Genomic DNA, 12,637 nt, shown 5'->3' with positions numbered 1-12,637 from the left:
ATCGTCCGCGCCGCTCTCCACCTCACCCATTTCGAATACCGATACCTACCGGATTCTTGTTGAGATCACGTCACTGGGACTGTACTTCACGTCGATACGGTCTGCCCATGACGCGCTCACTCACCCCGGGATCATCAAGGCTGCTCGTAAGCTTAACCTGGATCTCATGCGGAAGGGGCCGGCATTGAATTGGAAGTCGCACTGCCCGGACCTCGTCGCGCACGCCCTGTCCATTTGACACCGCAGCCCAACAATCTCGGAGCGCAAATTGGCCGACCGTAACGTAAGCAAAGGCCCTGCCGAGGAGTCGCAGCCGGCAATCATCCACGTCGACTAATGGTAGGAGTTTCTATGATCAGGATGTGCCGAGGTTGATTGAACTTTGCCAGACGATGCTGCGATCCTTGTCGAGAAGTTGGGCATCGTCCGGCTGGACGGACCCCTGCGGCGGTGTTCGGGGATCCTGAAGGCTATCAAGGTGCCTTGCGTGATGCTGTGAGATTAGTTGATCTAGGAACCCCTGGCGATCTTGGGTTGAGCTCGGGGTTCCGAAGCTGATAATCGGGCCAAGTGTTGGATTTTGGTCAGGGTGAGCATCCGATGGTGCTCAAAGTTGGTGAATATATCCTGTTCAACAGCCGCTGCGCCCGGTCCCCGGACCGGGCGAGGATCGCAACCACGCCCGCGCTGCCGGGGTTGGCGGGCCTGTTGTAGATCGAACCGATCGTCGGCCTAACGATCACCGGGGGCCCGGGGGCCAAGCGGGGGTGCGCAGGAGTGGTCGGCGGGGGGAGTGGCGGTGAGTGGGATGTTGCCGGTCCAGGTCACCGTGGAGATGGCGCGGGTGCTCCTCGCCGCGCAGCGGGGTGACACCGTCGGCGCACTGGTTTGGCATGTGGGCGTCGTTCGGCGGGAGGTGTGGCGGCGGTTGCCGGCCGAGATCGGGGTGCCTACCTGCTCGACGCCGCGCGGATCTACCTGCACGCCGGTGACGCGCGCGGGGCGGCGCGGGCGTTGGTCGACGCGGACAGTGTCGCGCCGGCTGAGGTTCGGGGACGGCCTCTGGCGCGTACTCTCATCGGCGATCTTGCCCGGGCGAAGCCGGCGCCGGCCGGCGTGGCGCGACTGGCGACGTTGGTGGGGCTTATCCGGTGACGGAATCGCGTCGGCGCACGTCGTCGGCGGGGTTGATGGTGCGGACGGGGTTCGGGACCGGGCCGCGTCGCCGCCACTCGCGGGGGTAGCCGAGCGAGACCTCCTCGAAGCGGACGCCGTCGTAGAAGGTCGTGCGGGGGATGTGCAGGTGTCCGTAGACCATCGTGGACGCGCCGAAGCGCAGGTGCCAGTCGCGGGTTCGGACGGTGCCGCACCACTGGGCGAACTCCGGGAACCAGAGGATGTCGGTGGGTTCGCGCATCAGCGGGTAGTGGTTGACCAGCACGGTCGGTAGGTCCGGGTCGCGCTCGGTGAGCCGGCGTTCGGTCTCGGTGACGCGGGCGTCGCACCAGGCCTCGCGGCTCGGGTACGGGTCGGGGTGCAGCATCGCCTCGTCCGTGCAGACCACGCCGGCCGCGTACGCGATGTCGAGGGACTCCTGTTTGGTGCTCGCCTGGGGCACCCGAAACGTGTAGTCGTAGAGCACGAACAGCGGCGCGATGGTGGCGGGGCCGCCCTCGCCGTCCCAGACCGGGTACGGGTCCTCGGGCGTGACGACGCCCAGGCGTTGGCACATCGCCACCAGCTCGCGGTAGCGGGTCTCGCCGCGTAGGTGCTCGGGGTCGCCGGGCGGTGTCCACAGCTCGTGGTTGCCCGGTGCCCACACGACCTTGGCGAATCGGCTGCTCAGCAGCTCGAGCGCCCACTCGATGTCGGCGAACCGTTCGCCCACGTCGCCGGCCACGATCAGCCAGTCGCCGGGGTGGTCCGGGCGCAGCTCCTCGACGAAGGCGCGGTTCTCCGCGTAGGTGATGTGCAGGTCGCTGACGGCCCGCAGCCGGGGGGAAGCGCTCACGCCTTGAGGCTAGGCGGCGGTGGCCGGATCGGCACACCCCGATCCGGTCGTGTCCTCCTCCGCTCGCCGTGGGCTACCACGGGACGTGCCGGTCGGCCGGCATATCCGGTGACCCGGCGGGAAAGCGCGGGGCGTCCGAGAGCCCGAAACCGGAGCAGGAGACGAAACATGCCTTTCATCACCGTGGGGACGGAAAACTCCGCACCCATCGACCTGTACTACGAGGACCACGGTTCCGGTAAGCCCGTGGTGCTCATCCACGGCTTCCCGTTCAACGGGGCAACGTGGGAGAAGGAGACCAGGGCGCTGCTCGACGCCGGATACCGGACGATCACCTACGATCGCCGCGGTTACGGAAACTCGGCGCAGCCGGCGTTCGGGTACGACTACAACACGTTCGCGGCGGACCTCGACGTGCTGATGACCGAGCTGGACCTCAACGACGTGACCCTGGTGGGTCACTCGATGGGCACCGGTGAGGTCGTTCGTTACCTGGGCAACTACGGCTCCCAGCGGGTCAGCAAGGCGGTGCTGCTCAGCCCGCTCGAGCCGATGCTGGCCAAGGCGGACGACAACCCCGAGGGCGTCGACCGGAAGCTCTTCAAGGGCTTCCAGGACGCCATCATCAAGGACCGCTTCGCCTACCTGACGTCCTTCTGCGACGCGTTCTTCAACCCGGACCAGAACATGGGCAAGCGGGTCAGCGAAGAGGCGTACCGGGCGCACTGGCAGATCGGCGCGATGGCCTCCGGCAAGGCCACCCACGACAGTGTGGACGCCTGGCAGGAGGACTTCCGCCAGGACCTGCCGAAGATCAACATTCCGGTGTTGATCGTGCAGGGTGACCAGGACCGGGTGCTGCCGTACCCGGTGACCGGTCAGCGGCTCGGCCCGATGATGCCGACCGGCACGCTCATCACGCTCAAGGGCGCGCCGCACGGCATCCCGTGGACGCACGCTGACGAGGTCAACAAGGCGATCATGGACTTCATGAAGCAGCCTGCGAAGGCGCGCGCCTGAGGAGTACCGGTAGCCGATCGGACGCCAGCGCCGTAACGGCGCTGTGGCACCCGGCCCCAGGGTTTCGCACCGGGGCCGGGTGTCGGCGTCCGCCTCACGCCCGGATCAGCGTCACCAGCCCCGCGGCCACCAGCACGCCGGCCCAGAGCCGGTCGACGTTGAACCACGCCTTGCGCAGCACCCCCACCCCGAGCACCTCGTACACCAGCACCGCGACGACCAGGGCGGTGCCGAACATCGCCACGGTGTGCACCCCGGCGGCGGCCAGCCCGGGCAGCGCGCCCACCGGTGCCGCCGCCAGGTGCCCGGAATGGCCCCCGCTCACCGGCTCGGCCACCAGAACCGGCAGCAGCATCAGCCCCGCGCCGTGCGCCGACGACATGAGGAACGACCAGCCGGCGAGCTGTGCCGCCGACAGGCGCATGCCGGCCCAGCGGAAGTGCCGCTCGGAGAGCAGCCGCCACAGTCCGAAGCCGACCAGCAGCACCCCGCCGACCACCGCCAGGGCGGTGCTCGCCGTCACCGAGCGGGTCGACGTGACCAGGGCGGCGACGATCGCCACCGAGGCCAGGTGCCCGGCCGCGATCGGGGGCAGGGCCCGCAGCAGCGCCGAACGGCTGCGCTCCTGAAGGCCCCGGGCCACCGCGAACAGCCAGCCCATCGCCGGGTTCAGGCCGTGGAACGCGCCGAGCGCGGCGAGGGTCGCCCAGGTGGCGACGGTCACGGGAAGCAGTACGAGTCGGAGGACGCGTCCCCACCCTGTAGGCGCGTCTGGTGCACGCGCAGCCCCCGGAACTCGTCCCCGTGCGGAAAGAACCGCTCGTCGGGGGTCAGCCCGCCGGCGTCGACGTCCACGTCGAGCTTGGCGAGCCACGCGCCCACCCCGTCGGGATAGAACTGGTCGTCCCACGAGCCGTAGAGCGAGTTGCTGACGTAGACCCGCCGGCCGTCCCGGCTGACCTCCACCATCTGCGGGCCGCCCGCGAGGGCCTCGTCCGGCGCGGACGGGTGAGCGGTACGACGGACGATGCCGCCGAGGTGCACCGAGCCGGTCTGCACGGGGTGCAGCGGGTCGCTGACGTCGTACTGGCGTAGCTCGCCGGTGCCCCAGCACGACACGTAGAGGAAGCGGTCGTCGACGGACAGGTCGATGTCGGTCACCAGTGGCGGCACCGCGCCGAACGGCTTGAGCAGGTCGGGCAGGTCCGCCGGGTCGGCCGGCTCGGCCGGGATGTCGATCACCTTCGTGACCGCCCAGGCGTCCCCGTCGCGGTGCCACAGCCACACCGAGGCGGACAGGTCCTCAACGCTGATCACCACCCCGACGAAGCCGTACGACTTCGTCGGATCGTGCGCCGGGCGCAGCTCCAGCGGCATCTGGTACTGATCGCCCAGGTCGATCCGCTGCACGTGCCGGCGCTTGGCGAGATCCCAGAAGTGGATGGCGTGACCGTAGCGGCGGCCCAACAACAGCTCCCCGATGATGCCGTCCTCGATCATCGACGGGGTGCCCCACTCGCTGGTGACCAGCACGTCCTGGTTGAGGTGCCACCAGACGTCGTACGCGAGGAACTGCGGCCCCCGGTCGGCCTCCCACGCCCCGCGTACCTCGAAGGTGGTGTGGTCGAGGATCGCGACGCCACCGGGACCCTCCTCGCCGTCCGCGCCGCCGAGCGCGGACAGGTAGATGCCGTCCGGGCCACAGTGCACGGTGTGCGGCCGGGAGTAGCCGGCCCGTTTCGCCAGCTCCTCCGGGCCGATCACCTTGACGACCTGCGGCTGGCGGGGATCGGGCTGGGTGTCGATCACGTGGATACGCGAGGAGCGCAGGCCCGGCACGATCAGGTAGCGCCGCTCGACGTGCGGGTGCGGGGCGGTCGGGCAGAGCGCGCTGCTGCACGCGTTCCAGCCGAAGTGGTGCAGCTCGTCGCCGAGGTGCGGCAGGTCGGTCCAGCCGACGACCCGGCCGTAGTCGGGGGAGTCCGGGTCGGTGTCGAGCACCACGATGGCGTCCGGGCGGCTGGCCGTACGGTCGAAGGCCGCCACGTAGGCGAGCTTCTCGGCCGGCGCGGTGGCCGCCTCGCGGGGTGACGGGTAAAAGGTGGGATCGGGCGTCCAGCGGGTCATCGCATCTCCGCTTCGTCAGGTGGTGAGACTCAGGTGGTGGGCACGCCGAGCCGGTCCAGCAGGAGACGGCGCAGCGCGCCGAAGCCCGGGTCGTCCGGCGTGCGGGTGGGTGCCAGGTCGACGGGCAGGTCCGCGGCGATGCGGCCCTCGTCGAGGAGCAGGATCCGGTCGGCGAGCAGTAGCGCCTCCTCCACGTCGTGGGTGACGAGCAGGGCGGCGAAGCCGTGTTCGGCGCGCAGCCGGCGCAGCAGCACCTGCATCCGCAGCCGGGTGAGCGCGTCGAGGGCGCCGAACGGCTCGTCGAGCAGCAGCAGGTCCGGTTCGCGGACCAACGCCCGTGCGACGGCGACGCGCTGCGCCTGCCCGCCGGACAGCTCGGCCGGCCAGGCCCGGTGCCGCTCGGCCAACCCGACCTCGGCCAACGCCCGTTCGATGCGGCCGGCGGTGCCCGGGCCGGACAGGCCGAGCCCGACGTTGGCCGCAACCCGCTTCCAGGGCAGGAGCCGGTGCTCCTGGAAGACCACGGCGGCGGTGCCGTGCACAACGGTGTCACCGGTCGCCTCGCCGTCCAGGCCGGCGAGGATGCGCAGGAGGGTGCTCTTGCCCGAACCGCTGCCGCCGAGCAGGGCCACGACCTCGCCCCGGGCGATGCTGAGGTCGACCCCGGCCAGCACGACCGTCGGCCCGAAGGACCGGCGGATCGCGTGGGCGGTCAGCACCGGGGTCGCGCCGATCAGGTGGCTCGCAGTCCGCGTCGCCATGTCAACATCCTCCTCTCCGCTACACGTAGGGCAAGGTCGGATATCAGCCCGAGCAACGCGTAGACGAGCAGGCCCAGGACCACCACGTCGGTCTGGCTGAACTCGCGCGCCTCCATCATCAAAAAGCCGATGCCGGTCTGGGCGTTGACCTGTTCGCCGACCACGAGGCTGAGCCAGGCCGCGCCGATCGCGAGGCGCAGGCCGAGAAACAGCGACGGCAGCGCCCCGGGCAGCACCACGTGCCGCAGTCGGGCGGCCGGCCCGAGCCCGCAGGCCCGGGCCGCCTCCACCAGCCGTTCGTCGATGTCCCGAATGCCGGCGTACGTGTTGAAGTAGACCGGGAAGAACGCGCCGAGCGCCACCAGGCTGATCTTCAGCGACTCACCGATGCCGACCCAGATGATCAGCAGGGGCACCAGACCCAGGTGCGGCAACATGCGGGCCATCTGCACCGGAGGGTCGACGAGGTCGTCACCGAGGCGCAACAACCCGGCCACCGTGCCCAGGACCAGCGCCAGCACGCCGCCGATGAGCAGCCCCGCGCCGGCCCGGGTGAGGGAGTCCACCAGGTGCACGGCGAGCGTGCCGTCGCGGGACAGCCGCCAGCCGGTCGCGAGGACGTCGCTGGGCGCGGGCAGCTTCTCCGGCGCCAGCACGCCGGTCCGGGCCGCCAGCTCCCAGCCCAGCACCAGCGCGACCGGGCTCACCAGCCGCCGCCACCGCCTCGTCCGCCGGGGGCGCGCTTCGGGCGTCGCCTCGGCCGCCACCTCCGGCGGCGTGTCGAGCAGAGGGGTACGACTCACTGGAACACCGCGCTGAAACGGTCGTCCACCCGGCTCCTGATGTCGACCGGCCCCGGGATGAGGTCCAGCGCGATGAAGCTGTCGGTGATCGCCTGGAGTTCGTCGCCGATGGCCGGGCTGACCGGGGCGAGTGGCTTGGCGCTGCGAGCCAGGGCGCGACTGGTGACGTCCTCCGGGATCTTCAACTCCGGCGCGAGGACGCGGGCCCGCTCCTGCGGGTTGGCGATGCCCCAGTCCGTCACCTCGCGGTACTTCTGCAGGAACGCCCGGACGTCGTCCGTGCGCTTGCTGACCGCGTCGGGGGCGGCCAGCACGTACTCGCGGTTGCTGGCCAGGCCGGTCGCGTCGGCGAGCACCCGTACGCCCGGCTGCTCGGCCAGGGCGAAGTACGGGTCCCAGATCACCCACGCGTCGACCTGCCCGCTGTCGAAGGCGGGCCGTCCCTCGGCCGGCTTGAGGTACTTGACGTTGATGTCGCGCAGCGTCATCTTGTTGGCCTCCAGCAGCCGGACCAGCAGCCAGTGCACGTTGGAGCCCTTGTTGAGGGCGACCGTTTTGCCCTTCAGGTCGGCGAAGCTGCGGCAGCCGCTGTCCGCCTTGACGAGCACGGCCTCACCCTGCGGGATCGGCGCCGAGGTGCCGATGATGGAGAACGGGATCTTGCCGGCGGCGGCGAAGACCGGCGGAGCCTCGCCCACCTGTCCGATGTCGATCGACCCGGCCTTGAGCGCCTCGGTGAGCGCCGGCCCGCTCTCGAACAGCGACCACTCGACGTCCGGGGCGGCGTCGCGGGCCTTGACCAGGCTGAGCCCGCCGAAGCGCTGGTAGCCGATCCGCAGCTTGCCCCCGTCGTCGCCCGCGTCGGCGGACCCGCCGCAGGCGCTCACGCCGCCCGCGCCGAGCAGGACGAGGGCGGTCAACGCCGCCGTGAGCAGGCGGCGACGCGGGGGATGACCAGGTGAGGGGGTACGCATGACGGCTCCTTGGGCGAGCGGGTGGGCCGGGCCGCGTCGACCGGCGTGGGATGGCGTGGGCGGTAGCCTACTAACCCGATAGGTTTTATGGGTAGGCTGTCGGCGGGTTCGTCCCACCCCTCAGGAGCGCCGCGCGCACACACGGAAAGAGTCCCGATGACCCTCACCTTCCACTGGTTCCTGCCCACCAACGGCGACAGCCGGGACGTCGTCGGCGGTGGACACGGCGTACCCACCGGCACGGCCGGGGGCGCCCGCCCGCCGAGCGTGGCCTACCTGGGGCAGATCGCCCGTACCGCCGAGCAACTCGGCTTCGTCGGCGCGCTCACCCCGACCGGCGCGTGGTGCGAGGACGCCTGGCTCAGCACCGCGATGCTCACCGAGGTCACCGAACGCCTCAAGTTCCTCGTGGCGTTCCGGCCCGGCCTCACCTCACCCACCCTGGCCGCGCAGATGGCCTCCACCTTCCAGCGGCTGTCCCGGGGTCGACTGCTGCTCAACGTGGTCACCGGCGGCGAGTCGACCGAGCAGCGGGCGTACGGCGACTTCCTGGACAAGGACGCCCGGTACGCGCGCACGGACGAGTTCCTGCACGTCGTCCGCGCGCTGTGGCGGGGGGAGACCGTCGACCACACCGGCGAGCACCTGCGCGTCGAGCAGGCGCGTCTGCACCGGCTGCCCGACCCCACGCCGCCGGTCTACTTCGGTGGCTCGTCCGCCGCCGCCCTGCCCGTGGCCGTGCGGCACAGCGACGTCTACCTCACCTGGGGCGAGCCGCCGGCCCAGGTCGCCGAGAAACTCGACCGGGTACGGGCCCTGGCCGCCGAGGCCGGCCGCGAGCTGCGCTTCGGCATCCGACTGCACGTCATCGCCCGCGACACCGCCGACGAGGCGTGGGCACAGGCTCGCCGGCTGCTCAACGGCATCGCCGAGGCCGACATCAAGGCGGTGCAGGAGGGTCTGCGTCGCAGCGAGTCGGAGGGGCAGCGCCGGATGCTCGACCTGCACGGCGGCTCCCGCGACAGCCTCGAGGTCGCACCCAACCTGTGGGCCGGCGTCGGCCTCGTACGGGGTGGGGCCGGCACCGCCCTCGTGGGCAGCCACCGCGAGATCGCCGACCGGATCGCCGAGTACCACGCGCTCGGTATCGACGAGTTCATCCTCTCCGGCTACCCCCACCTGGAGGAGGCGTACTGGCTCGGCGAGGGCGTACTGCCGATCCTGCGCGAGCGCGGCCTGTGGCAACACCCCGACCAGCCCTCGGCGGCGGACCTCCCGGACATCCCGTTCGCCGGCACGACAACACGCCGCCCGACGCCGGAGCCCGCGATCGTTGGTCGTTGAGCGACACGACACGCCGTGCGGTTCGCCGCCCAGCGACCAACGATCATCACGTCATGCGCCCGTGCCTGCCCGTTCCATCCGTGCCGGTAGTCTCGCCGCGTGAATCCGAAGGTGATCGAGGGCCGGTTGACTGAGACGCAGGCCGGCTCGGGTGTGGAGCGGCGTGCTTTCGGCGAGTTCGTCGGCCCTCAGGGCGAGCTCGCGTCGTACGCGTTCGGCTGGACGACCAACTCCGAGGACCACGTCGCTCGGCTCACGGTAGGGATCGGGGCCGGAAACCCGGGCGGCGCCAGCTTCCACGCGATCATCTTCGAGAGAGAGAACAGCTATGCCTGCTCGCTCGTCGACGAGCCGTTCGAGCGAGTCCCCGAGGGCGGGCCGGACCTGACCGCGACCGAGGCCCGCGCACACGAGGATCTGCCGTTCATCTGGTGGGTGGTGGACCTCGTCATGGAGCGGGACCGGCGCGCGCGGTGGATGAAACACTGGCTGCTGGAGACCAGCAGCATCCAGACCAGCGAGGTTTTCGACCAGAAAGAGCCGATCCTGTACGTCAGCCACGACGCCGACGACGGACTCTGGCAACTCATCGGCGCAAGCGACGCCGACCCCGCGACGGGCAAGCTCAGCCACCTTCACCACGCCGTGGAACACGACCTCACGCTGCTCGACGTTCTCGACCTCGGCCCCGGCGAGAGCGCCCACCGCACCGGGCCGGACGCGCCCTGGACCGCCGGGCCGTCCTGAGACGAGCGGAGCAACAACGCTGAGGCGGAGCACGTGCCACCGATGCAGGGTGGGCTGCGCATCACGCACGACCAGCGGCAGATCCGTGCACCTGATCTTGGGCAGGGTCATGGTGTGGATGTGAGCAGTCAAGGGTTCCCAGTCAAGCGGTGTCTGGCGCTGCCTCGTCGGCGTGGGGTGGCCTGGGTGGTGGCAATTCGGGCTGCTGATTCACGGCGCTGTTTCGTAGGTCGGTCAAGGTGGCTGCCGCCGCGTCTCGGCGATCGGTGAACGCCTGCGGTTCGGTGGCTGCCAGTTCGTCGAAGTACCGCACCCCTTCGGCAACTGCATCGAGGATCTGCTCCGACGTCTCGCCGAGAATCCGCGCTATGTATCCGACGGTCCACAGGGACGTGGCGAGGTTGGGTAAGTAGGCGTCGCGGTTGCCGTCGGCCAACTCTCGGCGCAGGTCGACGGCTTCCTGGATGGCGATGAGCGCCTCGGCGCGGCGTCCTGCCTGCGCCAACTGAATAGCATGGTTGTTCATCGACGTGGCGAGGTTGGGCAGGTAGGCGTCGCGGTTGCCTTCGGCCAACTCTCGGCGCAAGTCGACGGCTACCTGGCTGGCGGCGAGCGCCTCGGTCCACCGCCCCACCTCCCCCAGCAGGGTCGCGTGGTTGTTCACCGACATGGCGAGGTTGGGCAGGTAAGCATCGCGGTTGCCCTCGGCCAACTCCCGGTAGAGGCCGACGGCTACCTGGCTGGCGGCGAGCGCCTCGGTCCACCGCCCCACCTCCCCCAGCAGGGTCGCGTGGTTGTGCACCGACATGGCGAGGTCGGGTAGGTAAACGTCGCGGTTGCCGTCGGCCAACTCCCGGCGTAGGTCGACTGCTTCCTCGCTGGCGGCCAGCGCCTCGGCCCGCCGCCCCACCTCCGCCAATCGAACAGCGTGCAAGGTTAGTAGGGAGGCTCGGTCGTTTGGCTCGGTCTCCGCTGCCGTGGCGGTCAGGGCGTGGGTGGTCAATGCGACAGCGATCTGGCCGAACTCGATCGAGGGATACGGCACCCGCCGCGCTATCTGCTGGACCCAGTCGGGATCGAGTTCCGCCGCGACGAGCAGGGCCGCGGCCCGCGAGGCGAGCATTCCAGGGAACTGGAGGCCGACCTGGAGCACGGCCTCGGTCATCACCGGCAGATCCGTGGCCAGCGCCATGTCGATCATCTCCGCAGCGTCGGACTGGTGGCTGCGCGCGCGGCTCAGAACCGTCAACGCCTGGACCGCCTGACCGGGAGCCAACCCTTGCAGGACCCTGCTGCGCTCGGCCGGGGTGCTTTCCGACAGGACCGTGACCGCCAGGTTCTCGGCGAGCAGGTCCGGCTGCAACGTACCCAACCCGCCGCCCGTCCCCGCCGCCGGGTACAGACCGTACAACCAATCCACGTACCCGTTGACCACCTCTGGCTGCGCCCCGCCCAGGCCCGGCACCCGTCGGACCAGCTCCACGGCATGCTCACGGCTGTCGGCACCCAGCAGCGCCGCCACAGCGACCAGCCGCCGCAACACGGCGTCGGCATGTGACGCACCCGCACCTGGTAGACCGTCGCGGCGGGCCCGGTGCCGCCAGTACCGGGCCTCATGGCCCAAGACCTCGGCCAGCACGTCGTACCGGTCATCACCACGCGGCCCGCCCAACACCGCCAGCAGCGCCTGCGCATGCAACCGCAACACCGGAACATCAGAACTGATCCCACCCAGTGGAACATCACCCGGAGGCCGGCGACGCAGCCGGGCGGCGAACGCCACCACCGCCTCGGCCACGATCTGCTGCGGGGTGTGGTCCTCGATACGTGCCGGTACCTCTACGACGTTCGCCGGCAGGGTCAACGCGTCCACCAGATGGGCCTGTGGCGGGTACGCCGCCGACAGCGACGACCACCACAACCCGGCCGACCGGGCCAGCAACAACACCCGCACGCCGCCGGCCCGCTGAGCGACACACAACAGGTGCGCCAACGCCTGCGGGTCACGGGTCTCGGCGTAATCCACCGTCAGCAGCAACCGGCTCGGCCGCTCACCCGCCTCAAGGTGTCCGGCGAGCGTCGCTTCCCCGCCGAGTGCCACAGGCCAGCACTCCCAGCCCGTCAACCGGCCCGCGAAATGCTGGCCCAACCGGGTCTTGCCTACCCCACCCGCCCCCACCAGCAGGCGCACCACGCTCGCGTCCGGATCCGCGCACCACCGGTCCAACGCTGCCAGCAGCCACCCACGACCGACGAATCCGACCACCGCCGCCTGCGGGCGCAACAGCCACACCACCGACTCCGGCAGCTCCGCCACCAACGCCCCCGCGACCGCCCGATCCCGCCGCTCCCGCCGTTGCCCCGCGACCCGAACCCACTCCAGAACCGACGGCGCGAACGCTCCCACCACCGCCGCCGCTACGCCCGCGACCACTGTCCAAACCGGCTTGTCGTCCGTGACCAAGGCCCACACCGCCGCCGCAGCGACCACTGCGGGAACCAGCACCGCCCACCAGCAGCGCCTGACCCACCTCAACCCAGCCCGAAGCACACCCGCACGATACTGAAGGTGATCAGACCAACACACAGGCGATCGTCCCAGAATGACATCCGCTCATTGCCAAAAGCGGGCTTCGTGGCGAAGCCGATCAGCTTCGAAGCGACGAGGTGTGTGCCCGTCGCCACGATCAGGGCCTCGTTGTTCGCCTTGCAGGGCGTCTGTCCGCCACAGGACGCCGACCAACGAGCCGCTGCGAGGTCGTGCGGATGCGTCCTAGTGTTCTGTCTCAGTTTTGACTAGCCGCTTGTTGGAGGGCGACGCGTCCACGTCGGACCTTGGCCAGGATCGAT

The 12,637-nt window shown here is 70.2% G+C and carries 13 protein-coding genes; 5 read left to right on the top strand and 8 right to left on the bottom strand.

The features are described 5' to 3' along the window. On the top strand, window positions 1–238 hold a 238-nt coding region (locus tag ACLQ25_RS31750; protein WP_425734416.1), incomplete at its 5' end, for a hypothetical protein. A gap of 680 nt (window positions 239–918) precedes the next feature. Further along, the gene (locus ACLQ25_RS31745; RefSeq protein WP_425734415.1) at window positions 919–1,155 is read left to right on the top strand and encodes a hypothetical protein; all 237 of its coding nucleotides are present in this window, start codon (window positions 919–921) and stop codon (window positions 1,153–1,155) included. On the opposite strand, the gene ACLQ25_RS31740 is transcribed toward ACLQ25_RS31745, so the two are convergent. After that, entirely contained in the window at window positions 1,145–2,011 is an 867-nt protein-coding gene (locus ACLQ25_RS31740; RefSeq protein WP_425734414.1) for a metallophosphoesterase family protein, read from the bottom strand. The two genes, ACLQ25_RS31745 and ACLQ25_RS31740, sit on opposite strands and share 11 nt — an antisense overlap. A gap of 168 nt (window positions 2,012–2,179) precedes the next feature. Between ACLQ25_RS31740 and ACLQ25_RS31735 the strand changes: the two genes are divergently transcribed. Next, the gene (locus tag ACLQ25_RS31735) at window positions 2,180–3,031 is read left to right on the top strand and encodes an alpha/beta fold hydrolase (protein WP_425734413.1); all 852 of its coding nucleotides are present in this window, start codon (window positions 2,180–2,182) and stop codon (window positions 3,029–3,031) included. Window positions 3,032–3,125: 94 nt separating this feature from the next. Here the strand turns inward: ACLQ25_RS31735 and ACLQ25_RS31730 are convergent, their stop codons facing one another. Genes ACLQ25_RS31730 through ACLQ25_RS31710 form a run of 5 tightly spaced genes read right to left on the bottom strand, consistent with a single transcriptional unit; the run spans window position 3,126 to window position 7,696 of the window. Then, on the bottom strand, window positions 3,126–3,755 hold the full coding sequence (locus ACLQ25_RS31730) for a hypothetical protein (protein WP_425734412.1): 630 nt from the start codon (window positions 3,753–3,755) through the stop codon (window positions 3,126–3,128). Continuing rightward, window positions 3,752–5,158, bottom strand: coding sequence for a selenium-binding family protein (locus ACLQ25_RS31725; RefSeq protein WP_425734411.1), 1,407 nt, complete (start codon window positions 5,156–5,158; stop codon window positions 3,752–3,754). Before ACLQ25_RS31725 ends, ACLQ25_RS31730 begins: the two co-directional genes overlap by 4 nt. Before the next feature lie 29 nt (window positions 5,159–5,187). Next, a complete protein-coding gene (locus ACLQ25_RS31720; RefSeq protein ID WP_425734410.1) occupies window positions 5,188–5,919 on the bottom strand; it encodes an ABC transporter ATP-binding protein in 732 nt (243 codons plus the stop codon). Further along, window positions 5,892–6,722 (bottom strand): ABC transporter permease, encoded by an 831-nt coding sequence (locus ACLQ25_RS31715; RefSeq protein ID WP_425734409.1) that lies wholly within the window; start codon window positions 6,720–6,722, stop codon window positions 5,892–5,894. Before ACLQ25_RS31715 ends, ACLQ25_RS31720 begins: the two co-directional genes overlap by 28 nt. Then, window positions 6,719–7,696 carry an aliphatic sulfonate ABC transporter substrate-binding protein gene (locus ACLQ25_RS31710; RefSeq protein ID WP_425734408.1) on the bottom strand — a complete coding sequence of 326 codons (978 nt, stop codon included), beginning with the start codon at window positions 7,694–7,696 and terminating at the stop codon, window positions 6,719–6,721. The genes ACLQ25_RS31715 and ACLQ25_RS31710 overlap by 4 nt, the downstream gene beginning before the upstream one ends. Window positions 7,697–7,852: 156 nt before the next feature. Here ACLQ25_RS31710 and ACLQ25_RS31705 point away from each other — a divergent pair, with 156 nt between their 5' ends. Together ACLQ25_RS31705 and ACLQ25_RS31700 are read left to right on the top strand one after the other, a co-directional pair. Beyond that, entirely contained in the window at window positions 7,853–9,040 is a 1,188-nt protein-coding gene (locus ACLQ25_RS31705) for an LLM class flavin-dependent oxidoreductase (RefSeq protein ID WP_425734407.1), read from the top strand. A 99-nt stretch (window positions 9,041–9,139) separates the two neighbouring features. After that, entirely contained in the window at window positions 9,140–9,787 is a 648-nt protein-coding gene (locus ACLQ25_RS31700; RefSeq protein ID WP_425734406.1) for a hypothetical protein, read from the top strand. A 142-nt stretch (window positions 9,788–9,929) separates the two neighbouring features. On the opposite strand, the gene ACLQ25_RS31695 is transcribed toward ACLQ25_RS31700, so the two are convergent. Continuing rightward, window positions 9,930–12,293, bottom strand: coding sequence for a hypothetical protein (locus ACLQ25_RS31695; protein WP_425734405.1), 2,364 nt, complete (start codon window positions 12,291–12,293; stop codon window positions 9,930–9,932). A gap of 26 nt (window positions 12,294–12,319) precedes the next feature. Further along, the gene (locus ACLQ25_RS31690) at window positions 12,320–12,472 is read right to left on the bottom strand and encodes a hypothetical protein (protein WP_425734404.1); all 153 of its coding nucleotides are present in this window, start codon (window positions 12,470–12,472) and stop codon (window positions 12,320–12,322) included. Between the last annotated feature and the right edge of the window lie 165 nt (window positions 12,473–12,637).

The sequence above is a fragment of the Micromonospora sp. DT44 genome (genome assembly GCF_049841635.1).
In the GTDB taxonomy this organism is placed as follows: domain Bacteria; phylum Actinomycetota; class Actinomycetes; order Mycobacteriales; family Micromonosporaceae; genus Micromonospora.
Note: the sequence above shows the minus strand (reverse complement) of the source record. Positions and strands in the feature narration are given on the sequence as shown.